The 15,471-nt window shown below is 65.0% G+C and carries 13 protein-coding genes; 6 read left to right on the forward strand and 7 right to left on the reverse strand.

Features of this window, described 5'->3' with window-relative positions; translation table 11 throughout:
* Positions 1 to 61: 61 nt before the first annotated feature.
* The 5 genes from B0G69_RS13305 to B0G69_RS13325 all read right to left on the reverse strand — a co-directional run bounded on the left by B0G69_RS13305 (position 62) and on the right by B0G69_RS13325 (position 5,037).
* A complete protein-coding gene (locus B0G69_RS13305; protein ID WP_121317598.1) occupies positions 62 to 1,159 on the reverse strand; it encodes a hypothetical protein in 1,098 nt (365 codons plus the stop codon).
* 99 nt (positions 1,160 to 1,258) lie between these two features.
* Positions 1,259 to 1,804: a hypothetical protein gene (locus tag B0G69_RS13310; RefSeq protein WP_121317600.1), complete on the reverse strand. Its 546-nt coding sequence runs from the start codon at positions 1,802 to 1,804 to the stop codon at positions 1,259 to 1,261.
* A gap of 181 nt (positions 1,805 to 1,985) precedes the next feature.
* Positions 1,986 to 3,086 carry a substrate-binding domain-containing protein gene (locus tag B0G69_RS13315; RefSeq protein WP_121317602.1) on the reverse strand — a complete coding sequence of 367 codons (1,101 nt, stop codon included), beginning with the start codon at positions 3,084 to 3,086 and terminating at the stop codon, positions 1,986 to 1,988.
* 197 nt (positions 3,087 to 3,283) lie between these two features.
* On the reverse strand, positions 3,284 to 3,748 hold the full coding sequence (locus B0G69_RS13320; protein ID WP_121317604.1) for a hypothetical protein: 465 nt from the start codon (positions 3,746 to 3,748) through the stop codon (positions 3,284 to 3,286).
* Between the two features lie 92 nt (positions 3,749 to 3,840).
* Positions 3,841 to 5,037: a substrate-binding domain-containing protein gene (locus tag B0G69_RS13325; RefSeq protein WP_241991314.1), complete on the reverse strand. Its 1,197-nt coding sequence runs from the start codon at positions 5,035 to 5,037 to the stop codon at positions 3,841 to 3,843.
* Between the two features lie 518 nt (positions 5,038 to 5,555).
* On the opposite strand from B0G69_RS13325, the gene B0G69_RS13330 reads away from it, so the two are divergent.
* The 5 genes from B0G69_RS13330 to B0G69_RS13350 all read left to right on the forward strand — a co-directional run bounded on the left by B0G69_RS13330 (position 5,556) and on the right by B0G69_RS13350 (position 10,973).
* Positions 5,556 to 6,983: a substrate-binding domain-containing protein gene (locus B0G69_RS13330; protein ID WP_121317608.1), complete on the forward strand. Its 1,428-nt coding sequence runs from the start codon at positions 5,556 to 5,558 to the stop codon at positions 6,981 to 6,983.
* A gap of 204 nt (positions 6,984 to 7,187) precedes the next feature.
* A complete protein-coding gene (locus B0G69_RS13335; protein WP_121317610.1) occupies positions 7,188 to 8,195 on the forward strand; it encodes an ABC transporter substrate-binding protein in 1,008 nt (335 codons plus the stop codon).
* Positions 8,196 to 8,272: 77 nt separating this feature from the next.
* Positions 8,273 to 9,094 carry an ABC transporter ATP-binding protein gene (locus B0G69_RS13340; RefSeq protein ID WP_121317612.1) on the forward strand — a complete coding sequence of 274 codons (822 nt, stop codon included), beginning with the start codon at positions 8,273 to 8,275 and terminating at the stop codon, positions 9,092 to 9,094.
* 27 nt (positions 9,095 to 9,121) lie between these two features.
* Positions 9,122 to 9,991: an ABC transporter permease gene (locus tag B0G69_RS13345; RefSeq protein ID WP_121317614.1), complete on the forward strand. Its 870-nt coding sequence runs from the start codon at positions 9,122 to 9,124 to the stop codon at positions 9,989 to 9,991.
* A 181-nt stretch (positions 9,992 to 10,172) separates the two neighbouring features.
* Entirely contained in the window at positions 10,173 to 10,973 is an 801-nt protein-coding gene (locus B0G69_RS13350) for a hypothetical protein (protein ID WP_121317616.1), read from the forward strand.
* 18 nt (positions 10,974 to 10,991) lie between these two features.
* On the opposite strand, the gene B0G69_RS13355 is transcribed toward B0G69_RS13350, so the two are convergent.
* Positions 10,992 to 12,410 (reverse strand): ATP-binding protein, encoded by a 1,419-nt coding sequence (locus tag B0G69_RS13355; RefSeq protein WP_121317618.1) that lies wholly within the window; start codon positions 12,408 to 12,410, stop codon positions 10,992 to 10,994.
* A complete protein-coding gene (locus tag B0G69_RS13360) occupies positions 12,407 to 13,072 on the reverse strand; it encodes a response regulator transcription factor (protein WP_116120106.1) in 666 nt (221 codons plus the stop codon). Before B0G69_RS13360 ends, B0G69_RS13355 begins: the two co-directional genes overlap by 4 nt.
* A gap of 273 nt (positions 13,073 to 13,345) precedes the next feature.
* Between B0G69_RS13360 and B0G69_RS42950 the strand changes: the two genes are divergently transcribed.
* Positions 13,346 to 15,406 carry a PepSY domain-containing protein gene (locus B0G69_RS42950; RefSeq protein ID WP_121317620.1) on the forward strand — a complete coding sequence of 687 codons (2,061 nt, stop codon included), beginning with the start codon at positions 13,346 to 13,348 and terminating at the stop codon, positions 15,404 to 15,406.
* The last annotated feature ends 65 nt before the right edge of the window (positions 15,407 to 15,471 follow it).

The following is a 15,471-nucleotide window of genomic DNA, read 5'->3' on the forward strand; positions in this document are numbered from 1 at the left end:
GCGATAGTGGTTTCACCCGCGGATGTGGAGCTCTGGCATTTAGACGAGCTGTGGCAAGCACTTACGTTCCGCCAGGCGTCTTCACGCCAGGGCCCGGCAATACATCGAAGCGCAGCAGCCTTCCGCCAGCGCCTGATTCGCCAGGCGAGACCGCGACATACAGGCAGTGGCGCGCAGGCACCAGAAGCGCCGTCTTGGCGCCCTTGGCCGTCGGCACGCGTGCGATTTCCTCGTAATGGCCGGGATCCTTCTGCTGGATCACGCCAAGATAGTCGTCGCCGGCCATGTAGATGCGTTGGTTGACTTCGTCGAAGATCACTTCGTTCGTGCGCTGGGGCGCGTCGAACGTCGCGATCGTGTTGCCGTTCGCGGCATTGAGCACAAGCAGCTTGAACGGCTTGCGCGTGCCGACAAACAGGCGTCGATGCGTCTCGTCGAATGCCATCGGCGCATTCAACTCCGCGCCATGGATAGACCAGTTCGCAATCACCTGGCGCGTCGCCTTGTCGACGACGGCAAGTGTGCTCTTGCCCGTCACGTTGACGAAGAGATGGTGGCCGCGCTGCTCGGCCGCCATCGCTTCGGTAAAGTCGGTGTCGAAATTCACGTCGCCGACGTGGCTGCCCGTGCGCGGATCGACCTCCGAGACGATCGTCTGCGTCATCTTCGGCTCGGCGTTTTTACCGCCCGTGACAATGTACATGTGACGGCGCGACGGGTCGTAGCGCATCGAGTCTGCACCGACGGTGAGCTGGATCGAACCGATGACGCGATAGCTCGTTCCGTCGACGATGCGCGTCATGCCGGCGCCGCTGTCGGTGACGATCAGACGGTTCAGGTCCGGCAGGTACAAGATGGCGTGGGGCTGGTCGAAACCCTTCACCGTGCGCAGATGCTTGCCGCTGCCGAGATCGAATACTTCGAGCGTGGCGCCGTCTTCGCCGGCGAGGAACAGCCGCCCGCCGTCAACGTCGGCGGCGAAGTGGTCGAAATCGCCTTTGTAGTCCGGCAGCGCCGTGCTGCCGATCAGCCGCAGAGGCGCGCCCGCCGGACTGGCCGCATCGACCGAGGGCGCCGCCGCGCAGGCAGTGTGCGGCAGCGTCGCGCACAGGGCCGCGAGCGTCGTCAGAGATACGATCGCGGAAATTCGCAAACGCATGGTCAGACTCCTGAATGGGGATGGCTCGTTGAATACAGCCTCGTCGCCGGCGCGCCGGGGACGAGGAGGCATTGCAAGCGCACGGCGGGCCGTGCGCGGCTACTTCGCGGGCTCGAACAACGCGGCGTAGCTCGGGATCTGCTTCTGCAGCGCGTCACGCAGGCCCGTCGATGCGAGGAAGAAGGCGGTCTCGCCCTTTGCATTGGCGCCGTCGTTCTTGTACGCGAGCACGATCTCGCCGACGTTCTGGCCGCTCGCGTCGCGCAGCGGCAGCATCATCACGAACTTCTTGACCGTGTCATTCGGACGATGCCAGCGCGGGTCGACGATCGTGATGCCTTTTTTCGAGATGTCGATGTCGTCCGGATCGTCGGCATTGCCGATGCGATCGAGGTAGGAGCCGGCGAACATCGTGTAGGCATCCTGCATACCCGGAGGAACGCCGTGCAAAGTCACGCTGAGTAACTCGGGATGCTGTTGCATGATTTGCTCGGACAGTTTCTGAGCAAAGATCTTCGCGCTCGGCGGCGTCCAGTTCCTGGCGTGCGGTTCGGGCGCGGCGACGGCGGTGTCAACCGCATACAGCGCGGAAGCCGACAGGAGGCCGAGCGTCGCGGCGAGCAGGGTCTTGGTCAGGATCTTCATGTCTCTCCTCTCTTTGCCCGATGGGCGTCATGGAAACAGGTGCGAGTCGAGTGTATGCTCGCCACCTTGAACGAGCGTTAACGCGATCTGAACGCAAATTCAGCCTGAAATGGGGAGGCCGTCGCAACGACCGTTGCCGTCACGACGACTGGCGCCGGTTGCGCGTTCGCGCGTCGCATGGTCACTCCGCCTGATCGAGCTTCACCAGCTCTTCCTTGACGACGGCCGGTGTCAACGGGATATAGACGCCTTCTTTCGCGACCACGTCCTGTCCCTCGCGGCTCAACACCAGTTTCAGGAATTCCCTGATCTTCGGCTGCAGCGGCTCGCCGGGCTTCTTGTTGACGAAGATGTACACATAGCGCGAGAGCGGATACTTGTGCGTGTACACGTTCTGCAGTGTCGGCGCGAGGAACGGTCCGCCTTCGCTGGCTGCCAGCGGCACGACCTTCACGTTCGGCGTGACGTTGGCCAGCAATGCGTACGTGAGTCCGCCCGGGTGCGTCGCCATGTCCTCGGCGGCCACCGTGAACGCATGCGTGAAGCCCTTGCCCTTGACGAACTGGATGTTGTCCTTGTATTCGCCGCCTTCCAGCAGGTTCAGCTTCAGGAAGTACTCGATGCCGTTGACTGGCTTCAGGCCGTAGAGGTGAATCGGCCGGTCGGCCCATTCGCCGCCGAGCCCCACGTCGCCCCACGTGGTGATCTCGGCGTGGCCGCGATTGCGCGTCTTCGAATAGATCGCGTCGAGCTGGGCCAGCGTCAATCCCTTGATCGGATTGTCCTTGTCGACCAGCACGACCGACGTCGCCGTCTTGCCGAGCGACCCGACACTGCCTGTCGCGACGCGAATGGCGAGCGGCTTGTAGCCGAACTTGTCGACGAAGGCTTGCTCCTCGGCCGGCAGCAATTCGCGCCCGACTGGCGCCAGGTCCGCCGCGCCGTTGGTCAGCGCCGGGCCGCCGGCACCGGACGCCTTGGCTTCCATGGTGACGCTCAGGCGCGGATAGGCCTTGCGATACATCTTGATCCACCCCAGCGTGATTTCATCCATTACGTCAGCGCCGACGAGACGCAGGTCTTCCTCCGGCACGGACTGCACTTCGCCCGGATGCCAGATCGGTATCGACGGGTCGACCTTGAGGTGATGCTCCACGGCCGCGTACTTCAGGGCGAATGCCGGCGGCGACGTCAGCGCGCCCAGCGCCGCGATGCCGATCACTGCCGCGGCCGATGCCGCCGCAGACCTGCGCAACCCGCCAACCCTCTGCGTCTGTTTCATGTGCGTCTCCTGATTGAAGATGTACTCGTGAGTTCGCCCTCGGCGGGACGATTCGTTGCGTGCTGCGTATCGGGGGGGGGGGCCCGGTCGACGCGCGTCGTGCATCGGCGATGCTTTCGCCTTGCCACGATGGTGGGCCATGAAGCTGAATCCGACCTGAAGGTATCCTTAATAGATTTTCAGACAGACGACGCCAGTCAGTGCCTGGGTTGAAACAACGCCGCGAGCGATGGCGTGCTTCCGGCCAGCTCGTCGCGCACCTGCTCGGCCCGGCGCACGATCATGTTGCGATCGACGCCCGGCGCGTAGCGGAATGTCGAGCCGATAACGCCGATCGTCTTGCCGTTGGCGTCGCGCATCGGCAGCTCGACCGACAGATCGCCGGTTTTCGTCACCTCGACGCGGGGCTGGCCGCTGTCGAGCACGGCCAGGTCGTCGGCATCGGCGGACTTGCCGATACGGCCGATGTTCGACGCGATGATGACGTTGTCGCTTCCCGTCGGTGGGGTGACGTGCAGCGCGAGGATCGTCAGCTCGGGATGCGCGGCCAGCGTGGTATCGACGAGTTGCTGCGCGTAGGGCGCGGCGGTCGTGGCGGCGTATGCAGACACGGCCGAGGCGAGCAAAAGCGCCGCCGTGGCGGCGCGGATGGGTCGGTGCATGTGGACACTCCTGGAATCGGCGCCGCCCGGCGGGAATGCGCGGGACCGGCACGCGGCGCCGGGTTGGCGAGGGGGAGACGAGCGGCGCGCGGTCAGTTGGCGAGCATCGCGCGCGAGCTATCCGCTTGCTGCGCGCGCAGCGGCACGTACATCGCGTGATCGATCACGGCTTGCTGGCCCTGCTTGCTCAGCACGTAGCGGAGGAACTCGGCGATGGCCGGATCGAGCGGCTTGCCGGGCGCCTTGTTGGTGTTGAAATAGATCAGCCGGCTCAGCGGATAGGTCGCCAGCGCGACGTTCTCGTACGTCGGCGCGACGTACGGACCGTTGTCCGATGCGGCAAGCGGCAGCATTTTCACGGGCGCGTCGATATAGGCGATGCCCGAGAATCCGATGCCGTAGCGATCGTCGGCCACGTCTTTCGCGAGCGGGAACACGAGCTTGTCGTAATGGATGTCGTCGCGCCACTCGCCGCGTTGACCGTTGGCGCTCAGCACGCGTTGCCGGATGAACTCCTCGAACCCGTTCCACGGCTTGATCGCGTAGACGTGCACCGGCTTGTCCGCCCATTCCCCGGTGAGACCGAGGTCGCCCCAAGTCTTGATCGGCTTGCCGCCGCGCAGGTGCGTGCGCGAGTAGAGCGCGTCGATCTGGTCGTAGCTGAGCTTTTCCAGCGGGTTGTCCTTGTTGACGAAGAAGCCGATCGTGTCCAGGAAGCCGAAATGCCGGTACGAGCCCCCGGAAATCGGCACGCTGAGCGGGCCGTAGCCGAACTTCGCCTTGAAGTCGGTGACGTCGTCCGGCTTGAGCTCGCGCGAGACGAACACGAAGTCGAGCTTCTCCTTGACCAGCTCCTTCGCGCCGAGGCTGCCCGCGTACGGTGGGGAAATGCGGATGTCGACGTTCGGGTAATACTGCTTGAAGCCTTCGATCCAGCGGTTGACGAGCGACGGCAGCACGTCGGAAGCCGCGCCCCTGAACGTGCCGGCGAGCTTGAGGTCGGTGCGGGGCTGGTAGTCGGGCAGGGCCGAGTCGAGGCGCGGCTGCAGGACTTCCGGTTCGGCCAGCGCGCGTCCGACCTTCATCCCCTCATCGGCTTGTTCCTTGGTTTGCGGTGCCACCGTCTTGAGCGCGGGCACAACCCACTCGACCATCGGCGTGGATGGGGTGTCGGCGCCCGCGGCGCCCACCGCCCAGACCGACGCCGCGGCAGTGGCAATGATCAGGCGAGCCGAACGGCGGCGCGGCATGCGCCGGTTCGTCCCGCAACGGCGTTGGTTTCGATTCACGAGATGTCTCCTCCTTTGTTCAAAGCGTGCGTGATTCCACTGCCGCTCCATTTTGAGGCAGGCGGCGCGAAAGTTGAAACGCGGTGATCGCGCCGGCCTGCGCGAGATGCGGCGAACGGTGCAGCGCCCATGCCATGCGTCCAACGATAGTGTCGCCGGATGAACGCAATCTGAAGACATTCTGAAATTCCGTTCATGGAACGCCTTGCCGAGCATGAACGAATTTTCAGCATCGATTCAGGTTGGCTTCAGCGTGCCGCCGTACCGTCGGGGCAGCTTCTCCGGGCGCGATGGCGGGCCGGCGTTCCTGACCTGAAGCCGGGCCGCTGCGCGCCATTCTCCACATCCGGCAGGAGACCCCCGTGCCTGTTTTCGATTCTCCATTGCGGCGCGCATCGTCATCGATGCCGCCCCTGTCATGCTCGTCCCGGCCATTGCGCGCGCAGGATGCATGCACGCCCGCGGCGCGCCCTCGTCGTACCGGAGCCGGCCTCCTGCTTGCGGCCTGTCTGGCACTCATGCCGCCGTGCATTGCGCAGGCGGCCGATACCGTTGCAGGCTTGCCGGCCTATCGATCGCTCCCGAACCTGAGCGGAACGCTCAGCAGCGTCGGGGACGACGCGATGGGGCCGCTGCTCGACGCGTGGCTGGCCGCCTTCGAGCGACGCCAGCCGGGGATCCATCGCGGGCCGCATTGGCGGCACGCCGGCAGTGCGACCGCATTCGGCGCGCTTATGTTCGGCGACGCCGATATCGCACCGCTCGCGCGTGAGCCGTTACAGACGGAACTGCAGCCGTACGCGCACCAGTTCGCAGGCGACATGATGAAGTCGCCGCTGTTCGTTCGCGTCGCGAGCCTCGACGGGCAGGCGGCCTATCTCGCCGTGAACCGGCGTCCCGGCGCGCCGCTGCCGCCCAAGGTCAAGGCGTTCGTGGCGTTTGCACTGAGCGAGGAGGGTCAGGCGATCGTCGCCGCGCAGAAACGCTTTGCGCCGCTCACCGCCGCGCAGGCCGCGCGTGAACGCGCGAAGCTCGACGGCTTCCTGCCGCCGCTTGACGCGCAACTGGCCGTCTATCGTCCCGTGGCCGGCCTGCACGGCGAGATCGACAGCGTCGGCAGCGACGGGATGAAGTCGCTGATGGACACGTGGATCGACGGCTTCACGCACGTACAGCCCGCCGTGCGCAAGGGCGATCGATGGGAACACCTCGGCACGTTGAACGGGTTTCACGCGCTGCTCGCGGGCGACACCGCGATGGCGTCGATGGGCCGCGAACTCTGGCCGGACGAACGGGCTGCCTATACGCAGATCCGTCACGCGGCGCCGCTCGAAATCCGCGTCGCGCGCGGCGGTTTCAACACGCCGCAACGGACCACGGCCCAGGCGATCTTCGTGCATCCGGACAATCCGCTCAACGGCGTCACGCTGGCGCAACTGGCGTCGATCCTGCGGCAGAACCCGGGTATCACGCGGTGGGGCCAGCTTGGCCTGACCGGCGAGTGGGCCGACCGTCCGATCACGATCTACATCCCGCCGCACGTCGCGCCGAACGCGATGTCGATGCAGGTCATGGTGCTGGCAGGCGGAGCGTGGAACAGCGCTGTCCACGAGGGATCGATCGACGACACTGCGCGCGCGATCGCTGCGGATCCGCGCGCGCTCGGCTTCGGCGGACTCGAGGAAGGCGGCCCCGGACTCAAGACGCTGGCGGTGGCGCGCCGGGACGGCGAGCCGTTCTATGCGCTCGATGCCGAGAATGCGGCGAGCGGCAAGTATCCACTCACACGCTACATGTACATCCGCCTGAACCGTCCGCTGACGCCGCCGGTGAAAGCGTTCCTGCGCTACATCCTGAGCCGCGACGGCCAGGAACCGGTGCGCTATTCGGCGTACTTCCCGCTGAGCGCGGCAGAGGTGCGCGAAGAGTTGGCGAAGCTCAGGTAGGCGTTGCGCGAATCCGCCCCCGCGCGCGCCGCGGGCGGCGCCGGTGGTCCCTGAATAGAGATTTATCTTCCGTTCAGCCTGACTTTAAGGTTGCTCCGTATAACTGAAACCGTTCCATGAGCCCACCCGTCCCGATCCGGGACACCGCGCGAAAGCCACGTTGAAAACGGCACCCATACCTATCGAAACCGGAGGAGACATCCCATGAAACACACTGTCCTGCGCATCGCCGCTGGCGCGCTGGTGCTCGGCACCCTGGTTCCGGCCGCGCATGCCGCCGAGAAACTCACCCTGATGGTCGGCGGCATGGAAAAGCAGATCTATCTGCCGGCCAAGCTCGCCGAGCGGCTCGGCTATTTCAAGGAGCAGGATCTCGACGTCGAACTCATCAACGAGGCAGCGGGCGTCGATGCCGAGAACGAGCTAGTTGCCGGCACCGTGCAGGGCGTCGTCGGCTTCTACGACCACACGATCGACCTGCAGTCCAAAGGCAAGTACATCGAGTCCGTCGTGCAGTTCAGCCACACGCCTGGCGAAGTCGAATTGATCTCGTCGAAGCTCGCCGACAAGGTCAAGTCGCCCGCCGACTTCCGCGGCTTGACGCTCGGCGTGACCGGGCTCGGCTCGTCGACCAACTTCCTCACGCAATACCTCGGCGTATCGCACGGCGTGAAGACGTCGGAGATGACGTCGCTCCCGGTCGGCGCGGGCAACACGTTCATCGCGGCGATCAAGCAGGGCAAGATCGACGGCGGCATGACGACCGAACCGACGGTCTCGCGCCTCATCAACACCGGCGACGCGAAGGTGCTGGTCGACCTGCGCTCGCCTGAGAGCACGCAGAAGTGGCTCGGCGGCCTGTACCCGGCGGCCAGCCTGTACATGCAGAACGACTGGGTGCAGGCGCATAAGGCGACGGTGCAGAAACTCGCGAACGCGTTCGTCAAGACACTGCGCTACATCAATACGCACAGCGCGGAGGAGATTACCGCCCAGATGCCCGCCGACTACTACGCTGGGGACCGCGCGTCATACATGAAGGCGCTGGCCAACGGCAAGGTGTCGTTCATCGCCGACGGCCGCATGCCGGAATCGGGGCCGCCCACCGTGCTCAAGGTGCTCGGGTCGTTTGATAGAGCTGTGATGGGGCACAAGATCGACCTGTCGAAGACCTTCACCACCGAGTTCGTCAACGCCGCGCAGGTCAAGTAGCCGCGCCTGCGTGACGGCCCGGCAGCGAGCCGTCGCGGGCGTTTCGTCGAATCCAATCTCCTAAAGGTGGCAATCCAATGACAGCCTCCCAGGCAACCATACCGTATCCCGCCGCTGCGTCGAACGACGTTCCTGCGATTGAACTCGATCGTGTCAGCCGCCGCTTCGTCAGCCCGGAGGGTAAAGCGATTATGGCGCTGCAGAACTTCAGCATGTGCGTTGCGAAGGGCGAGTTCTGCGCCGTCGTCGGCCCGACCGGCTGCGGCAAGTCCACTACGCTCAGTCTGATCACTGGCCTTGCCGCGCCGAGCGCCGGCGCGGTCAGGATCTGGGGCAAGCCGATCATCGGGATCGATCCTCGCATCGGCTTCGTGTTCCAGTCCGACGCGGTGTTCCCATGGAAGAGCGTGCTCGATAACATCGCGGCCGGTCCGCTGTACCGCGGCGAGAACAAGGGGCAGGCCTACGAGCGCGCGATGGAATGGATTCGCCGCGTCGGTCTGGTTCGTTTCGAACGCCACTATCCGCACCAGCTCTCCGGCGGTATGCGCAAGCGCGTGGCGCTAGCTCAGACCTTCATCAACGAACCTGAGATTCTGCTGATGGACGAGCCGTTCTCGGCGCTCGACGTCCAGACACGCATGCTGATGCAGGACGAGTTGCTGCATCTGTGGAGCGTGAATGGCGCATCGGTGGTGTTCGTCACGCACGACATCGAGGAGGCCATCGCGCTCGCGGACAAGGTATTCGTGCTGACGTCCGGACCGGCGACCGTCAAGACGTCGTACGAAATCGACCTGCCGCGCCCGCGTGATGTCGCGCAAGCGCGCTATTCCCCCCGCTTTATCGAACTGTCGCGGCAGATCTGGAACGATCTTCGCGACGAAGTCCACATCTGAGCGCCTGGCGGCGCGCTAAGGAAAAACATGAATACCCCGATGGCAGGAGCCGTATCGAACGAGATCGAGTTGCGGAAGGTGGAAGTCCGCGCCCAGGCAAGCATACGTCGGCGCCAGACGCTGGTGTATGTGCTGCGGCTCGCGGTGCTGGTCGTCACGCTGGGCGGATGGGAACTCGCCGGGCGCGTGGGCTGGATCGATCCTTTCTTCTTCTCGACGCCTTGGCTGATCGCCGTGCAGATCTGGCAGTGGCTCACCGAGGGAACCTCGCAAGGCCCGCTCTGGGTGCAAGTGCTGGTGACGCTGGAGGAAACCGGGCTCGGCTTCCTGATCGGCAGCGTGGCAGGCGTGTTCGCCGGGATCGTACTGGGCCGCAACAAGCTGCTCGCCGACGTTTTCAGTCTCTACATCAAGATCGCGAACTCGATCCCGCGCGTGGTGCTCGGCTCGGTGTTCATCATCGCGCTGGGGCTCGGCATGGCGTCCAAGGTCGCGCTGGCCTTCGTCATGGTGTTCTTCGTGGTGTTCTCGAACGCGTTCCAGGGCGTGCGCGAGGCGGACCGCAACCTGATCGCGAACGCGCACATCCTGGGCGCCTCGAAGCACGCCGTGACGCTGACGGTCGTGCTGCCGGCCGCGATGAGCTGGATCCTGGCGAGCCTACACGTGAGCTTCGGGTTCGCGCTGGTGGGTGCCGTGGTCGGTGAATTTCTCGGCTCGAAGCAAGGGATCGGGCTGCTGATCTCGACCGCGCAGGGCGCGTTCAACGCGGCCGGCGTGTTCGCCGCGATGATCGTGCTCGCCGTCGTCGCGCTGGGTGCGGAGTTCGTGCTCACGCAGCTCGAGAACAAGCTCCTGAAATGGCGCCCGCCGCAGTTCTCCGACGCGGGCCACTGATCCCCGCGCGCCGCGCCGGTCCGCGTGTCTGACGGACCGGCGCGGCATCCGCAGTTCGCGCCGGCCGGCCACGCGTCGCCGCGCATCTGCCCGCCCAACCGTCCTGACCCATCCCGCTCGTGCCTCATGCCGGGCGCTCACACGCAGCGCCGGCCACCCTTCGATCAGGAGAATCGGCCTCATGTCGTCCACCCGTCATCCGGAGTCGGCCGCGTACCGCGCCCCGCATCATGCGCGATTCGTCAAGGCGGCGCTCGCCTTCGGCGCATGCCTGGTTTGCCATGGCGCGCATGCCGGCCCGCCGTTCGTAACCGACGATCCGGAACCCGTCGAACGGGGGCATTTCGAAATCGATGCCGCCGCGTCGGGCACCGTGCGCGCCGGCAGTCACAGCGGCACGCTGCCGGGCCTAGAGATCAACTACGGATTGGTGGAGAACCTGCAGATCAACGCGACGGTCGGCATGGCGTTCATGCACGAAACCGGAGATCACACGCATTACGGATTCGGTGATACCGAACTGGGCGCGAAGTACCGCTTCATCACCGAGGACGAGGCGGGCTGGCGTCCGCAGGTCGCGTTCGCGCCCAGCGTCACACTGGCGTCCGGCAACGAACACCTGGGCCTCGGTGACGGCCACGCGCACGTGCTGCTACCGTTGTGGACGCAGAAGACGATCGGTAACTGGACGACGTTCGGCGGTGGTGGATACGTCGTCAACCGCCATGCGGGACGGAAGGGTTACTGGACCGGCGGTTGGGCCGTCCTGCGCAAGTTCGGCGAACGACTTCAGCTTGGCGGCGAGGTCTTCTACACCGGGGCGGCGACCAAGGACGATCCGTCCGCAATTGGCTTCAACCTCGGCGGCACCTACGGGCTGACGGAGCACGACCGCATCCTGTTCTCCGCCGGGCGCGGCCTCACTCACGTGAGCGACACTAATCGCTTCTCCTATTACGTCGGTTATCAGCTCGACCTGTGACGCGCGCCCGCTGTATGCTCAGGCGGCGTCGGTGGATTGGAGCGGCGCTTTGAAGTGGGTAGTGTCGGCGGTGTCGGACGGCGTGACGGCGGGAATCTCGAAGACCATCGACAACCCGCGGCCGTCCGGCCCAGCCTCCGCGAAGATGTGGCCGCCGTGCAGCTCGACGATACTGCGGCAGATGGCGAGGCCCAGGCCGCTGCCCTTGTCTTCGTCGCCCGGACGACGGATGCGCACGAAGCGTTCGAAGATGCGCTCGCGCTGTTCGGCGGCTACGCCGGGACCCTCGTCCTCCACGCGGACCTGCCAGCATTGGTTCACCAGCGTGGAACGCAAGGTGACGCGGCTTCCCGGAGGCGAGGCCGCCAGTGCGTTGCTGAGCAGGTTCAGGAGCACCTGGCGGATCCATTTCGACTCGATGGCGGCCTGTCCGCTGCCGTGATGGGTCAGGAAGAAGCGCTGCTCGCGATGTTCGGCCAGTACGTGGGCGTCCTGCGCGAAGTTCTGCAGGAACAGTTCCGGGTCCTGCGGCCTCAGATCGAGCGAAATCGCGTGTGCGTCGGCACGCGACAGGAACAGCAGGTCCTCGATGATGCGCTGGAGGTGGGCCAGTTCCTTGATCTGGATCTGCACCGCGTGTTCCTGCGCCGGCGTCAACTGATCGTCGACGACCAACTTCTCGGCCTGCAGGCGCACCAGCGTCAGCGGGGTCTTGAGTTCGTGGGAGGCCTCCGCGGTAAACCGCCGGATCTGGTCGAACGATGCTTCGAGGCGGTCGAACATCTGGTTGAGCAGGCGCCCCAAGTCCGAAATCTCGTCGCGCGCGCCGGACACCGGGATCCGCTCGCTCAGGTTGTCCGAGCGGATGCGGTCGGCGGTGTCCTGGATCAGCCGCAGCGGCCGTAGCGCCATTCGGCTGAAGCCGTAGCCGATCACGCTGCTGACCGCGATCATGACGATCAGCAACCCGTAAAAGGTATGCTCGTACGCGCTCATCACCACGCGCACGTGCTCCTTCGTCGTTGCCAACACGACCGTGTACGGTCCGAGCGCGAACTCGCCCGCGCGCAGTTCACCCAGCCCATCGATATTCGCATTGAACGCCTGGTGGCGAGGCGACGGGGCAATATCGCGACCGTTAAGCTCCGGTGAGCGAAACACCACCGTACCACCGGGCCCGTAGATCTCCGTAAAGAACAGTTCCAGGTTGCCGGACATCATCGCCTGCACACGCTGGCGCAGATCCGCCTCCGTCGGCTTCGCGCCGAGCGCGGTCTGGCCGGCGCGAATCTGTTCGAACTCCGATTGGTTGAGCAGATCCAGCGCGTGGATGGCGTGATGTTCGATGAAATACCTTCCGGCAAGGAACAGCGACGCGAACGTGACAGTCGAAGCGAGTACGTAGCAGATGGCGAGCCGCGCGCCGATGGATTTCATAGCAGCTGGTAACCGACGCCGCGCACCGTCTTGAACAGCGGCTTGCCGAGCGGCGCCTCGAACTTGCCGCGCAGCCGGCTCATGTAAACGTCGAGCAGGTTGGTGTCGACGTCGTAATGGGATTCCCAGATCTTCTCCGCTATCAGCGTCCGGGTCAGGATGCGGCCGGGATTCTGCAGGAAGACTTCCAGTAACGCGAACTCGCGGCTGGTGAGATCGATCGGCTTGCCGTTCAGATGGACGGTATGGCTCAGCAGGTCAAGCTTGATGCCCTCATGCTGAAGCACGGTTTCCTTGACGGACGATTGGCGGCGAAGCAGCGAGCGCATGCGCGCGAGCAGTTCTTCCAGGCTGAACGGCTTGGGCAGGTAGTCATCGGCGCCGACATCGAGGCCCTTGACGCGATCCTCGACGGCGTCGCGCGCGCTGAGGATCAACACCGGCTCATTGAATCCGGCCGCGCGCCATTCGCGAAGCAGCTCCAGGCCATCACCGTCGGGCAAGCCGAGATCGAGCACGATGACGTCATAGCTCGACTCGCATAGCGCTTCGCGCGCCTCGGCGCAACTTTCAACCCACGTCACCGTATACGCGCGTTCGCTTAGCGCCTGCTTGAGGTACAGGCCGAGCTTGCGCTGGTCTTCGAGGATAAGGATCTTCATGATAAAAGCGCGAACGCGAGGGAATTTCAGGCTAGCGCAAGCGGATGTCCGTGACAAGCGAAGCATGGCCCTGCGGGGGTTTTCCCGATTTTTCTGAACGCAAATTCAGGAAGCGTTCGCGTCTGTTTCAGGTTGGAAGCGCGCATGTGGGTCGTGGGGCGGTAAGTCACGCGCAATGAGTTGGGACTTACCCCGACGTTGCGCTAAATTCAGACTTCATTCAGGTTCGCCAACAAAGATGATGGACATCAACAGTCGTCGTCTAGGCAACCCATGAAACCCGCATTCCGTCCGCTCGTCTTGCAGATCCATCGCTGGTGCGGCCTGACCGTCGGGGTCGTGATTCTCCTGATGGCCATCACGGGTGCATCCATCGCATTCCGGCCCAGCCTCGAGCCGGTGCTCAATCGCGATCTGCTGACGGTGCCGACCTGCGCGGCGCGCGTACCGCTTGACACATTGACCGCGAATGCGGCTGCATCCCGGCCGTCGGCGACGCTCGACTACATTCGGCTGGTCGCCGGCAAGCACCATGCGCCGCGCATGCCGTCCGCGATGGTGCGCTTCACCGATCAGGTGTTCGTCTACCTCAATCCTTGCACTGGAGACGTGTTGGGCGAACGCTCGCGCTACGGTGGCCTGCTCGGCACGCTCGAGCAGATGCATCAGTTCCGCTTCATGAAGCACGGCAACGTGATTACCGGCACGAGCGCGCTCCTGTTCGGCATGCTGATGATCGGTGGCGGCATCGCGCTCTGGTGGCCACGCTCACGTCACGGCTGGCGAGTCGCGTTCACGACCGGACCCGGCGCGCGTGGACAGGCATTCACGTATCGGCTGCATCGGACAATCGGTCTCTATGCCAGCGCGATCCTGCTGCTGACGGTGCTGACCGGGCTGCCGTGGGCGTTCGACTGGTACGCGCACGGCATCTATGCGATCACCGGTTCACCGCAGCCCGCCAGTCCGCCGAAATCGGCCGCGCCCGCGAACGGCGCAAGGCGGCAAACGCTCGAAAGCTCCTGGCGCACCGCACAGGCACTGTCGCCCGACCCGCAGGATGCCCTGCTGCACATCCCCGAAAAATCGCGTGACCCGGTAGAGATGTACCTGATCGATCGCGCGGCGCCGCATCCGAATGCACGCACGATGTTGTTCATCGACGCATACACGGGCAAGGTGCTGCGGTTCGTTCCGTATTCGCGGAGCAGCGTCGGGCACAAGCTGTATTTCTGGGCGTTGTCGTGGCACACCGGCGCGATTGGCGGTGTATTCGGGCAACTGTTGCTGCTGTTCGGCGCGCTGTGCGTTCCGGTACTCGCTTACACCGGCGTCCGGAACGTCGTGCGGCGCACGTGGCGTCCGGTGGCGAGCGACGCACGCCTGACCGTGCGCGTCGCGAAGAAAACGGTCGAGGCCGACGGTGTGTGTGCGTTCGAATTGACGGATCCGGCGGGACGCAAACTGCCGCGGTTCGCGGCCGGCGCGCATATCGACGTGCATCTTGGCGACGGTCTCGTGCGCCAGTACTCGCTGTGCGGCGATCCGCGCGAGCGGCGGCGCTACCTGATCGCCGTGCTGCGCGTTGCGGATTCGCGCGGCGGATCGGCGGCTATGCACGAGCGGGTTCACGAAGGCGATCTGCTCGACATTGGTGTGCCGGTCAATCACTTCGCGCTGGACGAGACCGCGCCGCGTTCGCTGCTGCTTGCGGGAGGGATCGGCATCACGCCGATCCTCGGCATGGCGGAACGGCTCGCGCGGCGCCACGCCGATTTCGAGCTGCACTATTGCGCACGCTCGCAGTCGCGCGCGGCGTTCGTGCAGCGGCTTGTGCGGGCGCCATTCGCCGGCCGGGCCAGGTTCCACTTCAGCGACGAACGCGCGGAGCAACGCTTCGACATCGAGCGCGTGCTCGACAGTCAGTCGCCTCGCACGCATCTGTACATATGCGGACCCGCGGGGTTCATCGATGCGGTGCTGTGCGCCGCACGGAATCGCGGCTGGTCCGAGCGGCAGCTGCACTGCGAGCGCTTCGCGTCGATTGCGCAGAAGCCCACGGCGACGCATGCGTTCGACGTGCAGCTCGTCAGCACGGGCAAGGTGTACCGGATTCCCGAGCACAAGTCCGTCGTCGCGTCGCTGGCCGAACACGGCGTCAGGATCCCGACGTCGTGCGAGCAGGGTGTCTGCGGCACCTGCATCACGCGGGTGATCGTCGGCGAAGTCGACCATCTCGACTGCGTGCTGAGCACCGCGCAACGGGAGCGGCACGGACATTTCACACCCTGCTGTTCGCGCGCGAAAGGGGATCTGCTGGTGCTGGACATCTGACCGGCGGGGCAAACGCGGGCATCGTGCCATAGGGCGCGATGCCCGCAGCGGCGGACCGGATCGAA

Origin of the sequence: Paraburkholderia sp. RAU2J (genome assembly GCF_003634845.1) — a bacterium.
Taxonomy (GTDB): Bacteria; Pseudomonadota; Gammaproteobacteria; order Burkholderiales; family Burkholderiaceae; genus Paraburkholderia; species Paraburkholderia fynbosensis.